General features: G+C 38.1%; 21 protein-coding genes. 17 read left to right on the top strand and 4 right to left on the bottom strand.

Annotated features, from left to right (window positions below; genetic code table 11):
• Positions 1–116: 116 nt before the first annotated feature.
• A complete protein-coding gene (locus ACQKMH_RS06395; RefSeq protein WP_427586583.1) occupies positions 117–275 on the bottom strand; it encodes a hypothetical protein in 159 nt (52 codons plus the stop codon).
• Positions 276–465: 190 nt separating this feature from the next.
• Positions 466–1,182 carry a vanadium-dependent haloperoxidase gene (locus tag ACQKMH_RS06400; protein WP_427586584.1) on the bottom strand — a complete coding sequence of 239 codons (717 nt, stop codon included), beginning with the start codon at positions 1,180–1,182 and terminating at the stop codon, positions 466–468.
• A gap of 305 nt (positions 1,183–1,487) precedes the next feature.
• Between ACQKMH_RS06400 and ACQKMH_RS06405 the strand changes: the two genes are divergently transcribed.
• The 3 genes from ACQKMH_RS06405 to fosM all read left to right on the top strand — a co-directional run bounded on the left by ACQKMH_RS06405 (position 1,488) and on the right by fosM (position 3,862).
• Positions 1,488–2,246 (top strand): carbon-nitrogen hydrolase family protein, encoded by a 759-nt coding sequence (locus ACQKMH_RS06405; protein WP_427586586.1) that lies wholly within the window; start codon positions 1,488–1,490, stop codon positions 2,244–2,246.
• Positions 2,247–2,850: 604 nt separating this feature from the next.
• Positions 2,851–3,393 carry a PepSY domain-containing protein gene (locus tag ACQKMH_RS06410; protein ID WP_427586587.1) on the top strand — a complete coding sequence of 181 codons (543 nt, stop codon included), beginning with the start codon at positions 2,851–2,853 and terminating at the stop codon, positions 3,391–3,393.
• Between the two features lie 46 nt (positions 3,394–3,439).
• Entirely contained in the window at positions 3,440–3,862 is a 423-nt protein-coding gene (fosM, locus tag ACQKMH_RS06415; RefSeq protein ID WP_427586589.1) for a FosM family fosfomycin resistance protein, read from the top strand.
• Between the two features lie 367 nt (positions 3,863–4,229).
• On the opposite strand, the gene ACQKMH_RS06420 is transcribed toward fosM, so the two are convergent.
• Positions 4,230–4,409, bottom strand: coding sequence for a small acid-soluble spore protein H (locus ACQKMH_RS06420; RefSeq protein WP_427586590.1), 180 nt, complete (start codon positions 4,407–4,409; stop codon positions 4,230–4,232).
• A gap of 155 nt (positions 4,410–4,564) precedes the next feature.
• On the opposite strand from ACQKMH_RS06420, the gene ACQKMH_RS06425 reads away from it, so the two are divergent.
• The 4 genes from ACQKMH_RS06425 (at position 4,565) to ACQKMH_RS06440 (ending at position 8,610) form a co-directional block, all read left to right on the top strand.
• Positions 4,565–4,738, top strand: coding sequence for a hypothetical protein (locus tag ACQKMH_RS06425; protein ID WP_427586591.1), 174 nt, complete (start codon positions 4,565–4,567; stop codon positions 4,736–4,738).
• Between the two features lie 260 nt (positions 4,739–4,998).
• On the top strand, positions 4,999–5,661 hold the full coding sequence (locus tag ACQKMH_RS06430; protein WP_427586592.1) for a class I SAM-dependent methyltransferase: 663 nt from the start codon (positions 4,999–5,001) through the stop codon (positions 5,659–5,661).
• 321 nt (positions 5,662–5,982) lie between these two features.
• Complete coding sequence (locus tag ACQKMH_RS06435) at positions 5,983–7,629, top strand: spore germination protein (protein WP_427586593.1); 1,647 nt, start codon at positions 5,983–5,985, stop codon at positions 7,627–7,629.
• 162 nt (positions 7,630–7,791) lie between these two features.
• On the top strand, positions 7,792–8,610 hold the full coding sequence (locus ACQKMH_RS06440) for an alpha/beta fold hydrolase (RefSeq protein WP_427586594.1): 819 nt from the start codon (positions 7,792–7,794) through the stop codon (positions 8,608–8,610).
• Positions 8,611–8,892: 282 nt separating this feature from the next.
• Here the strand turns inward: ACQKMH_RS06440 and fabF are convergent, their stop codons facing one another.
• Positions 8,893–10,128, bottom strand: a complete 1,236-nt coding sequence (gene fabF / locus ACQKMH_RS06445; protein ID WP_427586595.1) for a beta-ketoacyl-ACP synthase II — start codon at positions 10,126–10,128, stop codon at positions 8,893–8,895.
• A 120-nt stretch (positions 10,129–10,248) separates the two neighbouring features.
• On the opposite strand from fabF, the gene ACQKMH_RS06450 reads away from it, so the two are divergent.
• The 10 genes from ACQKMH_RS06450 (at position 10,249) to ACQKMH_RS06495 (ending at position 22,531) form a co-directional block, all read left to right on the top strand.
• The gene (locus ACQKMH_RS06450; RefSeq protein WP_427586596.1) at positions 10,249–11,103 is read left to right on the top strand and encodes a helix-turn-helix transcriptional regulator; all 855 of its coding nucleotides are present in this window, start codon (positions 10,249–10,251) and stop codon (positions 11,101–11,103) included.
• A 232-nt stretch (positions 11,104–11,335) separates the two neighbouring features.
• On the top strand, positions 11,336–11,845 hold the full coding sequence (locus tag ACQKMH_RS06455) for a hypothetical protein (protein WP_427586597.1): 510 nt from the start codon (positions 11,336–11,338) through the stop codon (positions 11,843–11,845).
• Between the two features lie 1,303 nt (positions 11,846–13,148).
• Complete coding sequence (locus tag ACQKMH_RS06460; protein WP_427586598.1) at positions 13,149–13,307, top strand: hypothetical protein; 159 nt, start codon at positions 13,149–13,151, stop codon at positions 13,305–13,307.
• A 365-nt stretch (positions 13,308–13,672) separates the two neighbouring features.
• Positions 13,673–14,872 carry an FAD/NAD(P)-binding oxidoreductase gene (locus ACQKMH_RS06465; RefSeq protein WP_427586599.1) on the top strand — a complete coding sequence of 400 codons (1,200 nt, stop codon included), beginning with the start codon at positions 13,673–13,675 and terminating at the stop codon, positions 14,870–14,872.
• Between the two features lie 61 nt (positions 14,873–14,933).
• Positions 14,934–16,364, top strand: coding sequence for an MBL fold metallo-hydrolase (locus ACQKMH_RS06470; RefSeq protein ID WP_427586600.1), 1,431 nt, complete (start codon positions 14,934–14,936; stop codon positions 16,362–16,364).
• A gap of 219 nt (positions 16,365–16,583) precedes the next feature.
• Positions 16,584–17,765, top strand: a complete 1,182-nt coding sequence (locus ACQKMH_RS06475) for a MalY/PatB family protein (RefSeq protein WP_427586601.1) — start codon at positions 16,584–16,586, stop codon at positions 17,763–17,765.
• Between the two features lie 71 nt (positions 17,766–17,836).
• Positions 17,837–19,282, top strand: a complete 1,446-nt coding sequence (locus ACQKMH_RS06480) for a sigma-54 interaction domain-containing protein (protein WP_427586602.1) — start codon at positions 17,837–17,839, stop codon at positions 19,280–19,282.
• Between the two features lie 221 nt (positions 19,283–19,503).
• On the top strand, positions 19,504–20,982 hold the full coding sequence (locus ACQKMH_RS06485) for an amino acid permease (protein WP_427586603.1): 1,479 nt from the start codon (positions 19,504–19,506) through the stop codon (positions 20,980–20,982).
• 78 nt (positions 20,983–21,060) lie between these two features.
• A complete protein-coding gene (locus ACQKMH_RS06490; protein WP_427586604.1) occupies positions 21,061–21,438 on the top strand; it encodes a RidA family protein in 378 nt (125 codons plus the stop codon).
• Between the two features lie 97 nt (positions 21,439–21,535).
• On the top strand, positions 21,536–22,531 hold the full coding sequence (locus ACQKMH_RS06495; RefSeq protein ID WP_427586605.1) for a D-cysteine desulfhydrase: 996 nt from the start codon (positions 21,536–21,538) through the stop codon (positions 22,529–22,531).
• Positions 22,532–23,108 lie beyond the last annotated feature (577 nt).

A 23,108-nucleotide genomic window follows, 5' to 3' on the forward strand; every position in this document is an offset into this window, starting at 1 on the left:
AAGGTGGTCTTTCAAACCAATCGTGCTTAATCATTAAGCTTACAGCATCTCCATCAAATCGAAATGAGAGTGTTTAAATTTCAAGCATAAAATAAAAAACCACTCAGAGTGGTTTTTTAATCGCGCATTGCTCCTGCCTCTCGGGAAGTCATTGCACCTTGTCCTTCGCTTATGTCTTTTAGAATTTCTTGTTTTACTTTTTGTGCATCAGTTCCGGCAAATTCTGGTTTTGTAATAGAACCCAAATTCTCTTTAGCTTGTTGCTCCTGTTGCATACAAGTCCACCTCCATTTATTCTTTAACCATCTTATTATTTACAAAAAAACACTCATTATATCCCGAGGATTTGAGAGAATTTACCTTTGAAAAAAGGGGGCTTCAGTTGAAGGTCGGGGCTGACTTTTTTAATGCAGCTCTTTCTTTATGTAACTAAGGTTCAGGTTAGCTTAACCTGAACCAAAAATATTATTGAAGCGTATTTAGGTTTTGAGCTCTTAATAAACTTACAACGACCTCTCCAATTTGTCTGCCTAACCTTAAGCCTTCATTATTATCTACGTTAAAATGTACGCCAGCGTACAAACGAGATTGAGCACTTTCTTCCATTGCTTTTTTTATTTCGGATGACTCTTGAGGGAAAATATAACTTAATATTGCCTCTGCACATCCCGCCACAGTAGCGTGTGCAGAGGGATAAGCTGGAAAACGAGGGGTAAACAACACAGTAGATAGATTTCTTCCATATTGATTTGGACGTGCAACATCCCAATGATATTTAAAAAACCACGTCATAACAAATGCATCATTCATAGCAGCGTGGAAATATCCCTGCACCCTGGCAACACTCGGTGATCCTAGCTTATATTTTTCAGCTAAACTGAAAATTATATTGGTGATTTTTGCGGTTAATTCACCTGTTCCCCAATATTGTGCGATGCGTATTTGCTGAGGAGTTAATGACCTTAATGTCTCCTCTACAATGAATAACTCTGTTTCCCAATCAATATCTTCAGGATTTTTAATTCGCCAAATAATACGTTGATGAAAGGGGTCCAGGAAATCATTGTCTCTTCCCCTTGAAATAAAAAACATCGGCCAATTTCCTGCATCTGGAGAACCTTTAGGTGGGATACTCTCCCCTGGGTAAGGATATTCCGTCCATCTTCTGTAACTTGTTCTCATAAATACCACCCCCTAATAAATGTTCTCCTTGTTCCTTATGATAAAGAGTAGTGAAATATGACCTATTAACTTTTTACTCCCTTATCAGAGGAGAAAGATCAGGGGGAGAACTGACGTAGTTGGTCCTTTTTTCTGATGTGAAGTTAGACATTTAAATTAAGATGTGTTTTACATCAATTCCTAGGTTGCAAACCTTTTTCTTCATTCAACTATCGGGGCAGATCAGTTGAACAAGCCAATCAATGTATATGCTACAATTATTACAAGCATAGCCATTAAAATAAGTTAATGTTTGGGAGATCATTATGGGAAAAATAAAAATAGCTTTATTACACCTATTGCCTATTGCTGGTGATGTGGAGTATAACCAAAAACTAATTGAACAAGCCATTCATATAGCATCAAAGAATAATGCCGAATGGATTATAACGCCAGAACTATGTGTCAGCGGACTTCAATTCAATCATAAGGTTGGGACTGGATGGATTAACAGGCAACCTGATGCTTGGATGAGTAATTTGAGCCGTCAACTAAAGAATTTGAAACGCACAGTATTTTTGGGTTGCCCTGAAAAAGGCAGTAACGGAGAGTTGTATAATTCTGTGTTTGTCATAGATAAAAAAGGTCATATATTAGGTAAACAGAGAAAAATCAGTGTTATTGATGATTGGTCAGCTTCAGGGGATGTAATAGAGCCAATCAAAACAGACAATGTTGAGGTTGGTATTATGATTTGTGCAGACGCATATACCAAAGATATTGCTAACAACTTATTTGAAAAAGGAGCAGAAATATTAATTGCACCGTCTTCCTGGGGTCCTGGATTACATGGTCCAGAGGGAGAATGGGAACAAAGGTCATTGGAAACAGGACTGCCTGTAATTGTCTGTAATCGTACTGGCGAAGACGAAACTGTCCGTTTTTGGAATGCAGAAAGCATGATCATAAAAAATGGTGTACGACTCTTAACACATCAATCAAAACAATCAGCTATACTTACTTTTGAATGGGATTTAAAAAGGATGGAATTAATATCCTCTCATTTCGACATCGATTACATATAATGGGACTTAATTTACTGCATACATTACACCATTGTTGAACTAAAGGGTGAGTTAGTTGATTAAGGAACATAAAAGTGATCTAACTTTGATTCAAAGCTACAGCATGAACGATGTTTGCGAAGATGAGAAACCCCCTTGGCCGCGAAGGGGTAAATGGAGCCCTTTAATATATAACTAAGGTTGGGGCAGGAATTAGGTAAGACTTTTCGTGCTATGTGAGAATGATTCCATCTTTAACTAAAGGGTCTTGAGATTTAGATCAGAGCTGTCTTTTAGGCAGCTTTTTCTTTATGCAACAAAAGGGGGCAGGAAAGTTGAGATGAATGTTACTACTTAGTTAGTTCTACAAGGAGAGCGGTGGGACTCCAGCGTATTAAACACAGGGTAATCAATGAAGTGCTAGTACAGCTCGTTTTTCTTATGGCACTAAGGGACAGGTCCATAGAATAATGATAAGATATAAATTGGATTAATATACAAATTCTTAATAAATATTGAAAAGACGCATGTTTATGTAAGAACTAGGGTTGGTTTTTTTATTTATGAACGTGAAAAAGGCGAAAAATTGGTGTTTTGAAAAGTAGTCAATTGGAGTGATGGAATAATGTCGAAATCAGTAAAGTTGTATCAATTAAGCCGAAAGGTACATAAATGGACTGGATTAATTTTATCCGTTTTTTTTATGTTCATCGCAGTCACAGGCCTCGTACTTGTTTATATGATACCACTCGGAGTGGCTGATGAGTTAAGGACGGGGAAAGCGGCGAGTCCAGATCAAGCGCTATCCATGGAGAAGGTCGTGTCAATTGCTACGTCTCAGGAGCTACCAGGTGTAGACTCGGTTGAAGATATATTTAGAATCGAATATAGACCAGGTTTAAATATTTACCAAGTACGCTTTAATAACAGTCAAGGTGTTCAAATAGATGCGAGTACGGGAAAAGTGTTATCCACAAATCCAGATTACTCAACTTTCCTCATCACTTTGCATGATGGATCATTCTTTGGAAATTGGTATAGATACACTATCCTCACAATGACCGGTTTATCCTTAATACTGCTGTCATTTTCAGGATACTACATGTTTGGCTATCCTGTGTATAAGCGTCTATTGGCCAAAAAAAAGGCAAAAGATTTGGAGATTTAGCATTTTTTATATAATTATTTAAGTAGTCTTATTACGGGGTGGTAAAGTGTCTATAAAAGGTTTGAATCACTTTTTATTTTCAGTTTCTAATTTAGAGAATTCCATTGAGTTTTATCAAAATGTTCTTGATGCAAAATTGTTAGTTAAGGGTAGAACTACAGCCTATTTTGATTTGAATGGAATGTGGATCTCCCTGAATGTAGAAAAAGATATTCCACGTAATGAAATAAGCCATTCATATACACACATAGCTTTTTCAATAGAAGAAGCTGACTTTGTTAAAATGTACGAGAAACTAATGGAATTGAATGTAAACATCTTGTCAGGTCGTCAAGGAGATGAAAAAGATAAGAACTCTATTTATTTTACTGACCCGGATGGTCATAAGTTTGAGTTTCATACAGGTACTTTACAAGATAGAATAGATTATTACAAACAAGAAAAAGCATATATGGAGTTTTTCGATTAATCAGGTAAGGATATAGCGTCTATTATGTGTATATCGAATTTTCAGTATGAATATTAGGCGATGTTGCTCTGTCTTTGGAAGGCAGGTGCCGAAATAAATATATTGAAGAAAAAGTTAGTTTACCGATTTTACACATTGCTGATTCAACAGCAAATCAAATTCAAAAGTCCAAAATAAGTTCGGTTGGTATACTTGGTACTAAATATACGAAGGAGCATGACTTTCAATAAAGTAATGTATGAGGGAATTATGTAAGGGGAAATTCAACAATCATCAAGGGGATAGATTGTTAAAGAAGATGGTAAATGAACTTAATCTAACATGAAACCACCACCCGAAGGCGGAGGTTTAGAGGAATTATGATAAATTACAGTTCTTTTAAGCTGGTTACAGAAACACTTTGTTTTTTATCAGGTTCATCAAGCGGATGGATTGTAGCTGTTCCATTTTGTTCATCCACGTGCTCAATATAAATACTTTCCTCATTATAGGTTACATTAGCCATAATTGGCGAAGAAGCAATTTCTTCTGCTCGTTGTGCGTTCATTTTAGCTACCTCCTTTTGATTTGCAACAGTTATAATATTTGTTCCAAATTACATAGATATACTTGTTGTAATTAAAATTTTTCCAAGAATCCCTTACACCCTAAAATGAACAAACGGGGAAGGTTAATGAAACAAAAAGTAAAGGGGGGGATACAATGAATAAAAAGAATATCTTACTAAATATTGTAGGTTCACTGTTATGTTTTACTATGTTCTACGAAGGTATGATGTATGCAGAACAAGCTCCTTTATTAATTTTAGTAGGAATTATAGGGTTAAGTGGCTTTTCTTACTTAGTTTCTCGAATTGTACTGGAAGTTGCCAAATAGAAGAGATATTCTTATTCAGGTAACAGGTGGTGTTTGCTGAAGGTCAGAGCTGTCTTTAAGGCAGCTTTTTCTTATGCAACAAATGGGGCAGGTTAGTTCCCTAGGCAATAATAATATTAAATCTAACGAGGAATTATTTGAAAGACGCTAACACCGTTAGATTGTACACTTCTGAGTAAAATAAGTAATGGTGTTAGGCATTTGTAATGATAGGTAATTATATTAATAAAATCAATATATTTTGAAGGGGAATTTTATTTATGATGAAAAATATGAGGAAAAAAAAAGATGTTGGTATTTATGGCTTAACAGCAAAATGGTATGATAAAAATTCTCGCAAAAGCAGAATGGCTGAAATGCAAAGATATGCTCATGAAGTTGCATCTCATGTTAGCAAAAATGCAAATATATTGGAAGTCGCACCCGGTCCGGGTTATTTGTCTATTGAACTTGCAAAGGAAGGTTTTAATTTAACAGGAGTAGAGATAAGCCCTGATTTTGTAGAAATTGAAAAAAATAATGCAAAAGAAGCAAATGTTTCTGTGGATTTTAAAGAAGGTAATGCTTCAAACCTCCCTTGTGAAGATAACTTTTTCGATTATATTGTATGCAGTGCTGCATTTAAGAATTTCAAAGATCCTGTAAAGGCACTATGTGAAATGCATAGAGTGCTAAAACAAGGAGGAACAACTCTAATAATTGACATGAATTACGAGGCAACATCTGATGATATTGACAATGAAGTAAGAAAATTAGGAATGAAGGGGTTTGACAAGTATTTTGTAAAATTTTCTTTTAAAACTTTCTTAAAAAAAGGTGCTTATACAAAAGAAGAATTTGAGGAATTTTTAAAAGAAACACCTTTTAAAAACTGCAAAATAAAAAAAGAAGGCATCAGTTTATATGTTTATCTTTATAAATAAAGTGTGTTCCTTTTCCGACAATAGTGAGAAATAGATTAAGCGAAAGGGGAGACATCTTTTAATATTATTGAACGATTTTCCTTAATCTGGCGTGATTCTTTAATAAGGATCGCTTTTCTTATTGTACTAACATGTGCATTAACTGAGGATCGGAGCTGTCTTTAAGGCAGCTTTTTCATTATGTAACTAACGGGGCTGGTTAGTTTCATAATAAATACTTAAATATTTGACCTAATAATATTATAGGGAATGATGTTATCCATAAAAGACAATTTTTTTGGACAGAATAAAATGAAATAGGAATGAAAGAGGACCGATGCTATGGTTTCTTTTTTAAAACAAAAAGGACAAATGAAGAAACGCAAGAAGCAAACGATAGATGAAAAAGAAAACAATCAATCTATAACTAAAACACCCCAAAATATTGACAGCTCTATAACAACCAATCTGGACATCGTGAAGCAAAAAACAGGTAGCAGCCCGGATATCATTATACGAACGTTGAAAGCTAGTCAAAACCCTGAGATTAAGGTGACTATTTTGTATGTACAGGGTCTGATAGACAGTCCAAGTGTTTCAGATTTTTTAATTGAATCCATCATGAAAAATCCTCATCTAAAAGAAAAGTTACTTCCACATGAAGCGCTGGAAGTAATCTCTAAAGACGTGGTTTCATTCGGCGGTGTAGAAACCGTCATGGACTGGGAAAAATTATTTTTGTCCTTATTATCAGGAGATAGCGTCATTTTTGTTGATGGCATAAACTTAGCCCTGGTTGCCAGTACAAAAGGGGGAGAAAGACGTTCTGTTCAGGAACCAAGCACAAATTCGGTGGTCCGTGGGTCAAGAGAGGGTTTTACTGAATCGAATGCAACAAACATAGCCCTGGTACGCCGCATCATTAACAGTCCGGATTTATGGATAGAGTCGATGAAAATAGGCACGGTGACAAAGACAGATGTTTCCATTATGTATATAAATGGGATTGCAAAAAAAGGAATCGTCGAAGAGGTCAAAGAGCGCTTAAAAGGAATAAATATCGATAGTATTCTTGAATCAGGATATATCGAACAATTGATAGAAGATCAGGTCATGACCCCATTCCCTACTCTTGATCATACAGAAAGACCTGATAAGGTCGCTGGCAATCTTCTCGAAGGAAGGGTAGCCATTTTTGTTAACGGAACGCCTTTTGTCTTGGTGGCGCCTGCAATATTTATTCAGTTTTTTCAATCTGTCGAGGACTACTATGCTCGCTTTGATATAGCCTCAGCTATACGTTTTTTACGTATTTCTATTTTCTTTATTTCGCTAATTGCCCCGTCTGTCTATGTAGCAGCTACGACGTATCATCAAGAAATGATTCCAACAAAGCTGCTCGTCATTCTTGCAGCACAACGGGATTCCGTTCCTTTTCCGGCAGTTATCGAAGCATTCATCATGGAAATAACATTTGAACTTTTACGAGAAGCAAGCCTAAGGATGCCCAAAGCCATTGGGGCGACTATGTCCATTGTTGGTGCTCTGGTGATTGGGCAGGCGGCAGTTCAGGCTGGAATTGTATCACCGGCAATGGTCATCATAGTATCGATCACAGCCATTGCAAGTTTTGCGACCCCTTCCTATACCATGGCAACTGCTGCTCGCTTGCTGCGGTTCGTATTTATCATTTGTGCAGGTACAATGGGTTTTTATGGTATGAATTTAATCTTTTTTGTCATCCTAGTTCATTTATGTAGCCTGCGTTCATTCGGAGTTCCTTATATGTCACCATTTGCTCCACTTAATCCGGAAGGACTCGGCGATACATTCTTCAGGAGACCAATGTGGGCGTTTAAAAAAAGACCCAAATTTTTAAGCTCCGATACTAATCTGAAAAGAGAAGGCGATAATCAAAGACCACTGCCTCCTACATCACGTGGAATGAAAACTTCTAACTTGAAGAAGGGTGACGGCACTGAGCCGTGACATGCATTTACAAAACGGGTGCGTTAAGATCAGAGCTGTCAATAAGGCAGCTTTTTCTTTATGCAACTATCGGGGTTAGTTAGTGGAAGAAGGAATTGAAGAAACAAAAAGAGAATAGGTACTGTTAGTTAAAATGATTTTTATAGAAAGAAGGATTAATATATGGCATATTGCAAAGTTCGCCAAGCTGAAATTTATTATGAAGATTTAGGGGAAGGTAAACCAATTTTAATGATACACGGTTATTCTCCGGACCATCGATTAATGAGTGGTTGTATGGAACCTATATTTACTAAGAGGGAGGGGTGGCGACGTATTTATATTGACCTACCTGGAATGGGATTAACAAAAGAATATAACGAAATAAGCAGTTCTGATGAAATGCTGCATGCTGTTTTAGATTTTATTCAAGTTGTAATTCCTAACCAAGAGTACGTAATTGCTGGGGAATCTTACGGTGGCTATATAGCTAGGGGCATTATTGAAAAGAATAAAGAACGAATACTCGGTGCAGCATTTATATGTCCTCTTATTATTCCTTTACCAGAAAATAGAACAGTTGAGAAACATAAAATATTGAGAACAGATGAAAAGTTTATTGAAAATTTAACAAAGGTAGAATTAGAAGATTTTGGAAATAACAACATTGTACTTGATGAGTACACATGGTTAAGGTACAACAAAGAAATTCTAAGTGGTTGTAAAATTGGAGATGAAAAGTTTCTAAATAAGGTTAAGAAAAAGTATGGGTTTTCTTTTAAGATTGACCAGTCTGATTTTATTAAACCCAGTGTATTCCTGTTAGGTAGACAAGACTCTTCGGTTGGATATAAAGATGCTCTTGACATAGTAAACAAGTATCCGCGAGGAACATTTGCTGTATTGGATATGGCAGGTCACAATTTACAAATTGATCAACCACAACTTTTTAGCACTCTTTTAAATGAATGGTTAGATAGAATTGAAGAGTTCCAAAACTAATAATTAACGCAGTAAGTGTACTTAAACTAGCGGGTGCGTTCGATCTATAAGTGGAAGTAAAAAAAGTCAACTCCTTTACGACGAGGAGATCGACTTTTCAGGTTGGATTCTCTTATCGTATAAAATTACCGAAATGGCTCGTATAGCATTGTTGCTGCTACACTTTTATGAACAAGAAAAAAGCCCTTATAGAAGAAACTAGGGCTTTTTCGTATTTTACTTTCCTATAAGACCCATTCTGGAAACTAACTAAAGGTTCTTTTGAGGGTTTATAAGTTTAATTCACTCGTATTTTTTTAAAACGATAGCTGCATTATGACCTCCAAAACCAAATGAATTGGATAGACCAGTATTTATTTCCACTTTACGCGCAACACCTGGTACATAATCTAAATCACATAATGAATCAGGCTTTTCTAAGTTGATGGTTGGAGGAATAATTCCTTCCTTTAAACTTTTTGCCAAAGCAATTGCTTCCACGCCTCCAGCTGCTCCTAACATGTGACCAAGCATAGATTTATTAGCTGTTATTGGGATTTGATAAGCTTTTGATTCAAATAGTTTTTTAATGGCCAGTGTCTCAGATCGATCTCCCACTTCTGTACTTGTTGCATGAGCGCTGATAACATCAATCTCTTCAGGAGAAATTTTTGCATTTTTCAAAGCCATTTTCATTGCAAGATAGGCTCCTTTACCTTCTGGGTGTGTAGCTACCATATGATAAGCATCAGAACTCGCACCATACCCAATGACTTCTGCATAAATTTTTGCATCTCTACGTAAAGCGTGAGACAAAGATTCCAAGATTAAAATTCCTGCTCCTTCTGACATGACAAATCCATCTCGATTTACATCAAAAGGACGGCTAGCTTTAGTTGGATTATCGTTTCTCGTTGATAATGCTGTAGCATTACCAAAACTAGCTAAAGATAAATCTGTAATAGCTGCCTCTGCTCCTCCTGCAAAAACGGCATCTGCTTCTCCAAAGCGAATAAGTCTGAATGCTTCACCAATAGCTGTATTTCCGATCGCACAAGCAGAAACAGGTGACATAGTAGGTCCCATTGCGTTCCACTTGATACTAATTTGGGCTGCGGCAGCATTTGAAATCATGGCTGGTACCAGGGTTGGACTGACTCGTCTTGGACCTTTCTCTCGAAGAATATCCACATTATCAATCAATGTTTCAATTCCTCCTATCCCCGAACCAACATATACACCAAGTCTTTCTAAATTGATATCATCAATATCTAAATTAGAATCAGTCCAAGCTTGTTCAGCAGCAGCCAAAGCAAATTGAGAAAAGCGATCTAGGCGTCGTGCTTCATTTTTTCCTAAAGTATCATCTGCATTAAAATCACGAATAATTCCTGCAATTTTCGCTTTATGATTGCTTACGTCAAATGTATCAATAGAGGAAATACCCGACTTCCCTGCAGTCAGATTTCTCCAAAATTTTTCTACGTTGTTTCCAATAGGAGAGACTACTCCCATTCCGGTAATAACGACTCTTTCCATTTTTCATCACTCCAATGAATAGTATACTTGTATTATACTTCGAGGTTATCCTATTACAAGTGAGTGTTTATCCTGGTATAATAACTACTAGGTTAAATTGTTATGATGGAGGTTTTAGAAATGAATGATAAAACCAGACTTGAAGCTTTGTCTTCATTTTTAAAAACGAAGCGATCCCAAATAAAACCTGAATCTATAGGTATACCTGCTGGTACACGGAGAAGAACACCTGGCTTACGAAGAGAAGAAGTTGCACATTTGGCGGGAGTTAGTACTACTTGGTATACGTGGCTAGAGCAAGGTCGGGATATAAAGGTCTCTACAAGCGTATTGGATTGCATATCTACAGCTCTACAATTAAATAATGATGAACGAGAGTATCTATATGATTTAGCTTTAGAAGTGAAATCATCCATTATTCATCCAAAGAAGGATCAGCCAAAACTTAGTCCTTCTTTGGAAAAAATTTTAGCTGAGTTAACGTATTGCCCTACAATCATTACAGATCGACATTGTCATATTGTAGGCTGGAACAATGCTGCTGCGCATGTATTTTTAGATTTTGAACAACTCCCAGATGACCAACGAAATTTGATCCATCTAGTATTTACAAGAAAAGAGTTAAAAGCATTAGCTGTGAATTGGGAGCATTTTGTTAAAGGATTTCTTGCCATTTTTCGTGCCTATTATGGTCAATACTTAGGTGATGAATGGTATAACCTATTTATTAAAGAAATGAGTAACTCTCACCCAGAATTTCAATCTTTATGGCAAGAAAGTCAAGTGAGTAAAGCACCAGAAATGATGATTGAATTTAGACATGCTAAAGCCGGAAAAATGCTGTTTAATTTAACTTCTCTCCAAGTCCAGGGGGACATGGACTTAAGGTGCAGTATCTATACACCAGTAGAGGGAACAGTTACAGAAGATAAATTAAAACGATTAATGAAGAAAATCTCCATTGAAAGTTCATAAACCAGCATATTTACTGTGCTAAAAAATTCTCATTAAGCTAAAGGGTGCATAACTTAAGATCGGAACTGTCTTTAAGGCAGTTTTTTTCTTTATGGAACTATCGGGGCAGGATAGATTTATAAGAAATTGTATTATTATGGTATAATATTGAAGTTTTGTCTTCAACACGTAATGTTAGGTTGGATAATGTAAAGGTTCGAAAGTTACGTGCATCTTTTAGGAGGATAGGCCTTTGTTTACTTTTAAAAAAATCTCCGTAGGGCTACTGGTTATTTGGAGTCTTGCTGCTTGTGACAACGAACAAGAACAGGTAATAAAAAATGAAAAGGTAGATGTAGAGCAAAAATATGATGTAAAAGATTCTACACAACAAGAGGAAGTACCCTCTTACGAAGCACCCAAGTATCATATATATGGTGGCTGGATGAACAGCGGATCTTATATACTAATCAAAAGTGATGGTGACGATGGCGAGGGTAGATCCAAGTTCACATTAGAAAAATTCACTAAAACGGGAAAAGATAAAATCATAAAGCATTTCCAGTTATCAGAATCTACAGGATCAAAACTAACCGGTATAATATCTAGCAAAGAATCAAACAGGACTTCTTTTTTAACGCTAGAATTAAATAAAGAAAAAACCGAAATAACTGTCACGTTGCCAAATGAAAAACCCGTTACATATAAAGAAGCAGAAATAGAGCCGCAAGAATTTAATCACGATTATGAGTGGGAAGAATGAAACCACAGTATAACGAAAAATAAAAAGACACCTCTGCAACCGTAGGAGGTGTCTTTTAGAGGCTGCAATCGCTTAAAGAACTAAAGGGGCAGGATAATTCAAGAAGTATTTATATTTCAAGGTATCGAATGTTAAAAAATGAAGTTGCTCTAATGGGCGGTGTTTTTTATTAATGAGGTTAGCTTTAATAGGTGGAGGATTAATAAAACATACAGATAATGTACCTATCAATAAAAGAATGGTTGAACTAAATTGGGAAGACCAATCCCAAAGGTTTGTTTTTACCTATTTAATAATTCGATAGTATTTTTTGTTTGTCAGAAGAAAATATTGTTCAATATACTAATCATTATATAGAGGAATTTAAGCTTCTTTCTTATGGCGACAGTATCTCTAATAAAAATGAAAGAAGAGAATTCTTTTGAATTGGCTAAGCTTGCTGTAAATGAAACATACCAAGGTTTAAAAAAAGGGCGCAAACTAATGGAAGTCTGCTTTAGAAGTGTCTATGACAGAGAAAGAGGTCAAGATTATCCTTTATACAAATCTTGTATTAACTTCTGCAATTGAACTGTATAAAAAGTTTGGGTTTCAGCATGAAAAATTTGAAAACAATAAGTATTTAGAGGCTGACTTAATAACGGAATTAGAAATGACAACACTTCATTTTATTAACTAACAATCAATCATTTCTAGGAAATAAGTTACTGGTTAAGTAATTAATCGCCACATTTTAAAGTACAATAATGTCTTGTGAAAACTGCTCTATTTGGGGCAGTTTTCTTTGTGCTGTAATCATCCATAATAATTTAAAGGATATGGAAGAATTGTACTTAAAATATCAGGTGCTTTGGTTCCAAAAGAAGGCCGCCAAGTTGGGGGTCTTTGACTGGCTTCCAAATTTGATAGTAGATCGTAATTCAGCGGAAACTAGGCTCCTTGTACCCTTTATTCCAAAACACAAAAACCCTGAATTTGACCATTTTTGGCTGAATGCAGGGTTTTGCTATTTTGGTAGCTAAAGTAAGGGAGATTAATTTTGTGGCCACTAAAAGGCGCTTTATTTGAATAAGGTCGTTTACGTTAAATCGTTCTAAAAAACATTGGAGCTCATTTCGATCAGAGGTAGTACATTAATAATGTTCTTGTACGCTTTTTCAGTTATACGAAATCTAAGAAAATTTCTTGTTAACTGATAGGTTGAGAACCACTTTATAGAAATAGCTTGAAGAGTTTATCAGAGATGCAAAAATAATTCCTAGTCTTAGGAAGGCTTTAGGCTTGATGATAAAGGTATTTTAATATGAATGATTGTAAAATTGGGAATTTCCAAAGAGAGCAGTGTGCAAAACAAGCGGTATTACAGGAAAAATTAGTTGGCATGGTTTTTGCTTATATAAATGATGAGTACATAGAGAAAGGAGGGAAAGATGAATCGCCAACTACTCAGATTTGTTGGTAAGAGTCTCAGGGCGTCGGATTTTTGATTGTTCCCTGTTTAATTTTTGTAACAAGGATGCCAATGATTGCAGCAATTGGGTTTTATCTGGTATCTGTGGGCACATTTGGGCTAATGAAGATATAAGCTATAGCTTATCTGGCCATGTAAACTGGTGGATCAGGTTCGAATTTGTTGGAGGGGGAGTTTGTCGGCGGAACAGTCGGAGTTTGGCTGGCAACCGCTTAAGCAAACAGCAGCGTGCGCTCCATTATGTATTTTCTGGTGTTGTTATGTTGGTCGCCTTTTACATGTTAATCATTAATGCTGAGGCGTTAGATTGGTGAGCTATTTTATAAAATTGAGATGAGGGGATTAGAATCGCAAATATGAAGGATGAGACACATTACAAAATTTTGATTGTTGGAGGGGGCAGTGCCGGAATTACGGTTGCAGCCCGTCTCCTGCGTGAATCTCGCGCACTGAGCGGAAACATTGCCATCATTGACCCTGCGACGAAACATTATTATCAGCCATTATGGACACTTGTGGGAGCTGGCGAAGCTGATAAAACGGTGACACAAAGGGAGGAAGCATCGGTTATTCCGAGCGGTGCCGTGTGGGTACAGGATGCGATAACCACATTTCAGCCAGATGAAAATGCTGTTGTAACAGCATCCGGAAAGAAAATGCACTATGAATATCTTGTTGTCGCTGCAGGGATTCAAATAAACTGGCATGAAATCAAGGGATTAAAAGAGAGTATTGGAAAGAATGGGGTATGTAGTAATTACTCTTATGATTATGTTGATAGCACTTGGGAGGCGGTCAGAAACTTCAAGGGAGGGACTTCCATTTTTACCAATCCGAACACGCCGGTAAAATGCGGTGGAGCTCCTCAAAAAATTATGTATTTGGCAGAAGATTATTTCAGAAAATCAGGGGTTCGGCCTCAATCTTCGGTTATTTTTGTTTCAGGCAGCCCATCCATATTCAATGTGAAAAAGTATGAACAGGCATTAAATAAAATAATTGAACGAAAAGAAATCGAGACATATTTTATGCATCATCTCATTGAAATTGACGGTGACAAGAAGCGAGCGACATTTGAAAATCTGAATACAAAAGAGCGTGTGGATATGCAATATGACATGATTCATGTGGTACCACCGATGAGCGCCCCTGATTTTATCAAGAATAGTTCCCTCGCAGCAAGCAATGGTTGGCTGAATGTAGATAAATATACGCTGCAGCATGACCACTTTGACAATATATTTGGCATAGGGGATTGCACAAACTTGCCTACTTCAAAAACAGGGGCTGCAATTCGCAAACAAGCGCCTGTGCTTGTGCAAAATTTACTTCAACGGATGCGTGCCAAACAAATGGTTCATAAATATGACGGATATACATCATGTCCACTTGTTACTGGATACGGGCGGCTTATACTGGCTGAATTCAATTATGATTTACAGCCGCAAGAAACCTTTCCAATCGATCAATCCCGTGAGAGGTACAGTATGTATGTATTGAAGAAAAACTTGCTTCCCGTTATGTATTGGAATGGGATGCTTAAAGGTATGATGTAATAATTTCTGATGGGTATAACAAAACCAAAAGTAAGCAAGGCCCTTAAAAGGAGGATGATTTATGCTACTCAAGTATTTTTATGATGAGAAACTGGCTCAAGCTTCATACCTTGTGGGATGTCAGGCTATTGGCGAAGCGATCATTGTCGATCCGTCACGTAATATAGAACCTTACTTAAAAACGGCAAGAGCACATGGTGTGCGGATTGTGGGTGTAACGGAAACACACATCCACGCGGATTTTTTGTCGGGTTCACAGGAGCTAGCTTCAAGGATTGGGGCCACATTGTATTTGTCTGATGAAGGAGGGAGGGACTGGAAATATGAGTACGCAACTGGGTATGCACACTGCTTTTTAAGAAATGGCGATGTATTTTCCATTGGAAATATCAACTTTGAGGTGGTACATACACCAGGACACACGCCTGAACACATATCGCTGCTCGTAACAGATGGGGGTGCATCGAACAAGGATCCGCTCGGCATATTTACCGGAGATTTTGTATTCGTGGGTGATGTGGGGCGTCCCGACTTACTAGAAAAAGCCGCAGGGGTGCACGGTTCTTCAGGAAAAATGGCAAGCATGATGTATCGATCTCTGCAGCAGTTTAAAAGACTTCCTGACTATCTGCAAGTATGGCCAGGGCATGGAGCGGGCAGTGCCTGTGGAAAAGCACTAGGTGCAATCCCGTCGTCAACCATCGGATATGAAAAACGGACAAATTGGGCATTGCAATATGATAATGAGGATCGCTTTATAGTAGCGCTTTTGGCCGGACAGCCGGAGGCACCCCCTTATTTTTCAATGATGAAGCGGTTGAATAAAGAAGGAGCGCAGCAAATTCGAAGGAAGGCAACACCACATCATATGGAGGTTTCAATAGATATTGTGCAGGAATGGACGGAACAGGGAATTGTCATTGATACGCGTCCGGCCAGTGAATTTGCCACCAAGCATATACGAGGGGTAATTAATATCCCCTATAACAAATCATTTGTAACTTGGGCGGGATGGTTGTTGGATTATGACCAGCCTATATATCTTCTAACATGCAATGCTGATGTGGCAGATATGATAAATGATCTCCAGTCCATTGGTTTGGATCGCGTCGTTGCAACAATGGAACCCTATATCATTGAGCAGGCAGGAGAATCTGATTCCCGTGTTATGAAGTATGAAGAAGTAACAATGGACCAGATAGATGGCGCTATTCAAACAGAACGCATATATGTGCTTGATGTCCGAAGCATGGGCGAATGGAAGGAAGGCCATATTCCGCAGGCAAGGCATGTGATGCTTGGGCATTTGCAGGAACAGGTACACAAAATTCCGCATGATAAACCAATATTGGTTTATTGCAAAACCGGCGGAAGGTCAGCAATCGCTGCAAGCCTTCTACAAGTTCATGGTTTTAAAGAAGTACAAAGTCTTGTAGGCGGTTATGAAGAATGGAGAAAACAGAAGACATTGCGACCCACCACAGATGCTTAATGAACCCTTTGAATTTTATCATCCATGCGAAAATACTTACCATAATTGCAAATGTGCTAATGCTTAGGATGAAATAATTTTTTTATAATGACCGCGGTATTAGGGGATTCAACAAAAAAATATAAGAGAAATGGGTTGGCATGACAATTGCACATATCAGAGGCAAGGTACACAAGCAGAGGCAAGGTACACAAGCAAACATGAGAAGGAGAGATATCGATGAAATATAATTTTGACCAAGAAACCCGTCGACTGAACACGGACTGCGAAAAGTGGGATAATCTTGAAAATCACTTTGGCGTAAAGGATGTTATACCGATGTGGGTGGCCGATATGGATTTTCAGTCTCCACAACCTATCATCGAAGCATTAAAACAACGTGTGGAACACGGTGTTTATGGCTACACGCTTAGACCGGACTCGTACATGGAGTCCATTGTTGGCTGGCTGAAAAGAAGACATCGATGGTCCATTGAAAAAGAATGGATTACCCACAGCCCAGGAGTGATTCCAGCCCTATCGTTGGCGATTCAGTCCTTCACGCAGACAGGGGACAAAATAATTATCCAACCTCCTGTATACCATCATTTTGCCCGTGTGATTCAAGCGAACGGCCGTGAAATTGTAAACAACCCGCTTAAGCTTGAAAATGGGCATTATTCAATAGATTTCGCCGACCTAGAGGCAAAGATAGATTCAACGGTGAAAATGTTGATTTTGTGTAGTCCTCATAACCCAATCGGAAGGGTATGGAGCAAAGAAGAATTGACGAGGTTGGGACAGATTTGTATGAAGCACAATATTCTCGTTGTAGCAGATGAAATTCATTTTGACTTTGTTTATAAGACACATACTCACATTCCTTTTGCCTCTATATCAGAAGAGTTTGCCAATCATTCTCTTACCTGCATTGCGCCAAGCAAGACTTTTAACCTGATGGGTGTACAGACGTCAAGTATTATTATTCCAAATCAACAACTGCGCGATAGGTATGTTCGAGAACTTAATACATTATCCATTGGTTCGCCGAACTTATTTGGTGTTGTGGCGTTAGAGGCTGCTTACCGACACGGAGAAGAATGGCTGGATCAGCTTCTTGAATATTTGCAGGGGAATTTGGAGTTCACTCTGAGTTACTTCAGCAAAAACATCCCGCAAATCAAAGTCATCCAGCCTGAAGGCACATACCTTGTCTGGATGGATTGCCGGGAATTAGGGTTTTCGGTTAAAGAAATGGATCAATTTATGTTGCAGAGAGCAAGGGTTGCAATGAATGAAGGGCACATTTTTGGTATGGAAGGTGAAGGGTTTATGCGACTTAATATCGCTTGCCCGCGTTCGATGTTGAAAAATGCTTTGGGTGGCATAGAAAGAGCTGTCTCCTCATTGTGCAAAGCGTAGAAATTTATTTTATAATGAATTTATTTTATTATTTCATTATTTCATAAAGCGCAATAGCAAAGGAGGATAATATGGCAGGCTTTATCGGCATGCAGCAGTTTATTCAAGATTACGCTGAGAACACAGCAGGAATCCTTGGTCTGGACATAACCGTGCTTGATGAAAAGGGCGTTCGTATTAGCGGAACTGGCTACTATAAAGATCTCATTGGCAAAACGGCTCCGGAAGGCTCCTTTTTCAGAATGATATTGGAAACAGGGGAGCCTGGGGTGGTTTACGATGTGAAAAAAGATGAGTCGCAGTGTAGGAGTTGTAAATTCGTCAATCAATGCAAAGAACTCGCTACCATCGGGTTTCCTATTGTAAAGCAAGACAAACCAGTTGGCGTCATCGGCATGATTGGCTTTTCCCATGAACAAAAGGAGAAAATGATTATAGAATCAGAGAATCTGATCCAGTTTTTACGGAATCTTAGTACATTGTTAGTCAATAAATTAGCAATGCTGGACCCTGATAAAGAACCGGGTTGCAAAATTCAAGAAGATATCCCGATACCCCCGAAATCTATTACTTTTGAAAACATTCTTGGTAAAGATTCAGGGCTACAGGATGTTATTAAAAAAGCAAGACGGATTATAAACAGCCCTTCCACTGTCCTGATTAGGGGAGATAGCGGTACGGGGAAGGAATTATTAGCTAAAGCGATTCATTTCGAAAGCAAACGCCGGATGGATTCATTTGTAGCAGTTAATTGCGCAGCCATACCTGAAAGCTTGTTGGAAAGTGAGTTGTTTGGTTATGAGGGCGGATCATTTACCGGCTCAAGTCGGAATGGGAAGATGGGAAAATTCGAATTAGCCCACAACGGAACCATATTTCTTGATGAAATTGGAGATATGCCGCTTTTCTTGCAGCCAAAGTTATTACGGGTTTTACAAGAAAGAGAGATTGAAAGAATCGGTGGAAAAAAAGCAATCGAGATTAATGTACGGGTGATTGCAGCTACTCACCAAAACCTGGAGGAAATGGTTCAAAACGGCACTTTTCGCGAGGATTTATATTACCGTCTCAATGTCATCCCTCTCCATACCAAACCCTTGCGAGAGCGGCGTGATGATATCGCTTTGTATCTTGAACATTTCATGCATAAACATTGTAAGATCATGCAAAGGCACCCATTGAGACTGGACCCAATGCTGGAGAGATGGCTTATACGCTATGATTGGCCGGGGAATATACGGCAGTTGGAAAACGCCGTAGAATATATGGCAAATATGGCTGAATCAGATATCGTCTCCTTCCATGACTTACCTGAGTATCTGCTTCAACAGGATCATCTCTCTGTCGAGTGTAGAGGATTAAGTTTAGAACAAATGATTTCAGAATTTGAAAAAGACGTAATCCAGAGCTATTTCCTAGCTGAAAAATACAGGCATGATAAAGAACAAATTGCCCGGGAACTACAGATTAGCCTGTCTACTCTTTATCGCAAGTTGGAAAAATATAAATTATGTTAACTTCTTAAAAAATATCTATTTTTCTCAATTAAAAGTTACTAAAAATGAAAGCGGGAGAGTGTATATATCATTTTCTCGCCTGAATTTGACAGGGGTGAGGACAAAAGAAGAAGGGAGAGGCATTTTATAAAATGACTGAAAGTTCTAAAAATTATCAATGAAGAGATTTTTCAAAAGAACAGCCAGCTGAGCCTTGTATACAAATTGAAGGGGGATACACTATGGGGAAATTAGAAGCAGAGATAAGTAACACCCTAGAAGAGCGAAATTCAAAAGCATCCTTGCAAAGGAAGCTGAAACCCAGACATTTAACGATGATGGCTATTGGTGGCGCTATTGGAACAGGACTGTTTGTATCCAGCGGATCGACGATTAGCACTGCGGGGCCGGGGGGAGCGCTAGCAGCATACATTTTGGTAGGAATTATGGTCTATTTTGTCATGAATAGTTTAGGAGAGCTATCGGCCTTCTTACCGGTCCCGGGGGCCTTTGACATCTATGCCTCAAAGTATATTGATCCTGCGTTAGGTTTTGCGTTAGGTTGGAACTATTGGTATACAACCGCGATAACGGTTCCTGCAGATTTAGTGGCCTCTACTCTTATTATGAAGTATTGGTTTCCGGACTCACCTACTATCTTGTGGAGCGCACTATTTCTGGGTTTGCTGCTAATCTTAAATGTTTTATCAGTCAAGGCATATGGGGAAAGTGAATACTGGTTTGCCGGTATTAAGGTCATCTCGATCATCGTATTTCTCGTTATTGGGGTTGCCATGATTTTTGGAATTATGGGAGGACATGCAGTCGGGTTCAGTAACTTTACTCAAGGAGATGCTCCTTTCCATGGCGGGCTTGTATCTATCTTTAGTGTAGTGCTCATCGCGGGCTTTGCGTTCCAGGGAACTGAGGTGATTGCGACGGCAGCCGGTGAAACCGAAAATCCATCGAAAAACGTACCGAAAGCAATTCGGTCAATCTTCTGGCGAATCCTTATATTCTACGTGTTGACAATTTTTGTTATCGGTTTGATTATCCCTTATACCGATCCAAACTTGCTTAAATCCGGCGTTCAAAATGTATCTATTAGCCCCTTCACGCTTGTTCTTCAAAGAGCTGGATTGGCATTTGCCGCTTCCGTCATGAATGCTGTGCTTCTCACATCTGTTTTATCGGCCGCAAATTCAGCAATGTATGCTTCTTCACGTATGCTTTGGGCACTGGCGAAAGAAGGAAAGGCACCACGAATCTTTGCACGGCTTAACAGGAAGGGAATTCCCATGTTGGCCCTCTGTACAACTGCTATTATAGGACTCGCCTCTTTTTTGGCATCCCTTTTTGGAAATGGTTCAGTTTTTATTTGGTTGGTAAATGCTTCAGCCCTTACCGGATTCATCAAATGGTTCGGGATTGCCGTTAGTCATTACCGCTTCCGTAAGGCCTATGTAGCTCAAGGCAGAGATCTAAATGAATTGCCGTTTAAAGCCAAATGGTATCCGCTGGGCCCGGTTATCACGTTGTTGTTTTTTGTGGTTTTCATTCTTGGACAGACTCTTTTTTCCGGACATCAAATTGGCTGGGCGGAACTTATTGCCACGTACATTGGTCTTCCTATTTTCTTGCTTCTCTGGCTTGGTTATAAAATCATTAAGAAAACAAAAATAGTTCCTCTGATGGAGTGTGATTTTGAGCACAAGGAATAAGAGGGAAGGCTTGTCTTGAATGTAAGCGTTTTATTCAATTCCGTATTGATAGGATTACAAAAAAAAGAGGTGGTTTATATGATAAAAGAAACAATCATGACCAAAGAAGCCCCTAAGGCTATCGGTCCTTATTCACAAGGCATTAAAGTAGGAAATGTAGTGTATACTTCAGGGCAGCTGCCAATTCATCCTAAAACTGGAGAAATGCCTAATAATATTGAGGAGCAAACAAGGGTGTCATTGGAGAATCTTAAGCAGGTGGTGGAAGCGGCGGGAGCAAGCTTACAGCAGGTAATAAAAACAACGGTTTTTTTGAGTGATATGAGTCACTTTGCCGCGATGAATCATGTATATGGAGAATTTTTTACAGATAATCATCCAGCTAGAAGTGCGATTGAAGTTGCTCGTTTACCTAAAGATGCTATGATTGAAATTGAAGCGGTTGCTATGATTTAATCATAATAATTGAAAAGAGAACGTAAGATTGATATTCTCTTTTCTTTAATTGACATATGGTTTAGTCTTAAACAGAGAATACAGGAGGAGATTTTATATGAATTTAGCACAATTCCCTAGAAGACGATACACACCAACTGATACACCTATTGAGAAATTACATCATTTTTCTGAAGTTCTTGGGGGCCCATCCATTTATCTTAAACGGGATGATTTACTTGGTCTGACGGCTGGGGGAAATAAAACGAGAAAACTAGAGTTCCTTGTTGCCGATGCAATGGAAAAAGGTGCGGATACGTTAATTACATGTGGAGGCATTCAATCAAATCATTGCCGCTTAACACTAGCCGCTGCAGTTAAAGAGAAAATGAATTGTATCCTTGTGCTGGAAGAGGGACTTTCAAAAAATTCTGAGCCGGATTTTAACGGTAACTATTTTTTATATCATTTATTGGGCGCTGAAAAAATCAAAGTTGTGCCTAATGGTGCGGACTTAATGCAAGAAATGCAGAAAGTAGCTAATGAGGTAACGGAGAAAGGAAATCGACCTTACATAATACCAGTCGGGGGATCCAATGTGATTGGCGCAACGGGATATGTTGCTTGCGCCCAGGAGATTTTGACACAGTCATTTAATCAAGGAATCGATATGAAGTCAGTCATTTGCGTAAGCGGCAGTGGGGGAATGCATGCTGGTTTGGTGACTGGATTTCATGGAAACCAAAGTGGAATATCTGTAATTGGAATAAACGTAAGCAGAGGAAAAGAGGAACAAGAAGAGAAAGTTTTTCAGCTTGTTAAAGAAACATCAACACACATCGGCATTCCAAATTCAATCCCTCGTGAGGCTGTTATGTGTTTTGATGAGTATGTCGGACCTGGTTATGCTTTACCTACGCCTGAAATGGTGGAAGCTGTTAAACTCATAGCAAGAACAGAAGGGATTTTATTGGATCCGGTATATACAGGTAAAGCGGTAGCGGGACTCATTGATTTAATACAAAAAGGCACATTTAAGCCGGATGATAATATCCTATTTGTACACTCTGGCGGCGCCTCATCGCTATACGCCAATACTTCTCTCTTTTATTGAAATTTAATATATTATGTCGATAATGTGTTCGTAAAAACATGATAAGATTGCATTTATTGAAAGTCGTCTATATTCCTTATTGAATTTTGTTTTTATAAAGCCATTTCAAATAGTTGATTCAGTTTAAAAGCAGTATTTTATGTTGAAAAATTGTTTAAGCGTTTTAATATTGCTAGGTCTTTAATGGACAAGCTATGAGTCATATAAATTAATAGATTTGTAGGTGCAGAGAAAAAAAGATCAAACTTTTTATAATTTTGTCAGAAATTAATAATAGAGTTGATTCTACCATACAGTAGAATCAACTCTATTTTTTGTATATTGTGGATTTTGATCATTTATAATTAAGTTTAATGTTTTAGATTGCAGTACAGCATTTGGGGGATAACAACAAGGTTCGTAATAGCCTTCTGTGGATAGTCGGAATCCTCTAGGGAATAAGTGAGAGTAGTGGATTTGCAACGATAGGAGATTAATAAAAGAAATATAAAACAATTTATTTCTTCAGCTAAAGAGGCAGTTTAGGTCAATAAGAAGTCAAATTTATTTTAGTTATTTCATCAAGAGCAAAAAAGAG

Source organism: Peribacillus sp. NPDC097895 (genome assembly GCF_050277555.1).
Taxonomy (GTDB): domain Bacteria; phylum Bacillota; class Bacilli; order Bacillales; family DSM-1321; genus Peribacillus.

Bases quoted from the DNA above. Each gene is read 5' to 3' on its own strand.
- ACQKMH_RS06465 (WP_427586599.1), top strand. From the start codon at position 13,673: ATGAAGGATGAGACACATTACAAAATTTTGATTGTTGGAGGGGGCAGT.
- ACQKMH_RS06435 (WP_427586593.1), top strand. From the start codon at position 5,983: ATGGTTTCTTTTTTAAAACAAAAAGGACAAATGAAGAAACGCAAGAAG.
- ACQKMH_RS06410 (WP_427586587.1), top strand. From the start codon at position 2,851: ATGTCGAAATCAGTAAAGTTGTATCAATTAAGCCGAAAGGTACATAAA.
- ACQKMH_RS06495 (WP_427586605.1), top strand. From the start codon at position 21,536: ATGAATTTAGCACAATTCCCTAGAAGACGATACACACCAACTGATACA.
- ACQKMH_RS06450 (WP_427586596.1), top strand. From the start codon at position 10,249: ATGAATGATAAAACCAGACTTGAAGCTTTGTCTTCATTTTTAAAAACG.
- ACQKMH_RS06475 (WP_427586601.1), top strand. From the start codon at position 16,584: ATGAAATATAATTTTGACCAAGAAACCCGTCGACTGAACACGGACTGC.
- ACQKMH_RS06425 (WP_427586591.1), top strand. From the start codon at position 4,565: ATGAATAAAAAGAATATCTTACTAAATATTGTAGGTTCACTGTTATGT.
- ACQKMH_RS06470 (WP_427586600.1), top strand. From the start codon at position 14,934: ATGCTACTCAAGTATTTTTATGATGAGAAACTGGCTCAAGCTTCATAC.
- ACQKMH_RS06480 (WP_427586602.1), top strand. From the start codon at position 17,837: ATGGCAGGCTTTATCGGCATGCAGCAGTTTATTCAAGATTACGCTGAG.
- ACQKMH_RS06440 (WP_427586594.1), top strand. From the start codon at position 7,792: ATGGCATATTGCAAAGTTCGCCAAGCTGAAATTTATTATGAAGATTTA.
- ACQKMH_RS06400 (WP_427586584.1), bottom strand. From the start codon at position 1,182: ATGAGAACAAGTTACAGAAGATGGACGGAATATCCTTACCCAGGGGAG.
- ACQKMH_RS06430 (WP_427586592.1), top strand. From the start codon at position 4,999: ATGATGAAAAATATGAGGAAAAAAAAAGATGTTGGTATTTATGGCTTA.
- ACQKMH_RS06395 (WP_427586583.1), bottom strand. From the start codon at position 275: ATGCAACAGGAGCAACAAGCTAAAGAGAATTTGGGTTCTATTACAAAA.
- ACQKMH_RS06420 (WP_427586590.1), bottom strand. From the start codon at position 4,409: ATGAACGCACAACGAGCAGAAGAAATTGCTTCTTCGCCAATTATGGCT.
- ACQKMH_RS06405 (WP_427586586.1), top strand. From the start codon at position 1,488: ATGGGAAAAATAAAAATAGCTTTATTACACCTATTGCCTATTGCTGGT.
- ACQKMH_RS06490 (WP_427586604.1), top strand. From the start codon at position 21,061: ATGATAAAAGAAACAATCATGACCAAAGAAGCCCCTAAGGCTATCGGT.
- ACQKMH_RS06460 (WP_427586598.1), top strand. From the start codon at position 13,149: ATGAATGATTGTAAAATTGGGAATTTCCAAAGAGAGCAGTGTGCAAAA.
- ACQKMH_RS06485 (WP_427586603.1), top strand. From the start codon at position 19,504: ATGGGGAAATTAGAAGCAGAGATAAGTAACACCCTAGAAGAGCGAAAT.
- fabF (WP_427586595.1), bottom strand. From the start codon at position 10,128: ATGGAAAGAGTCGTTATTACCGGAATGGGAGTAGTCTCTCCTATTGGA.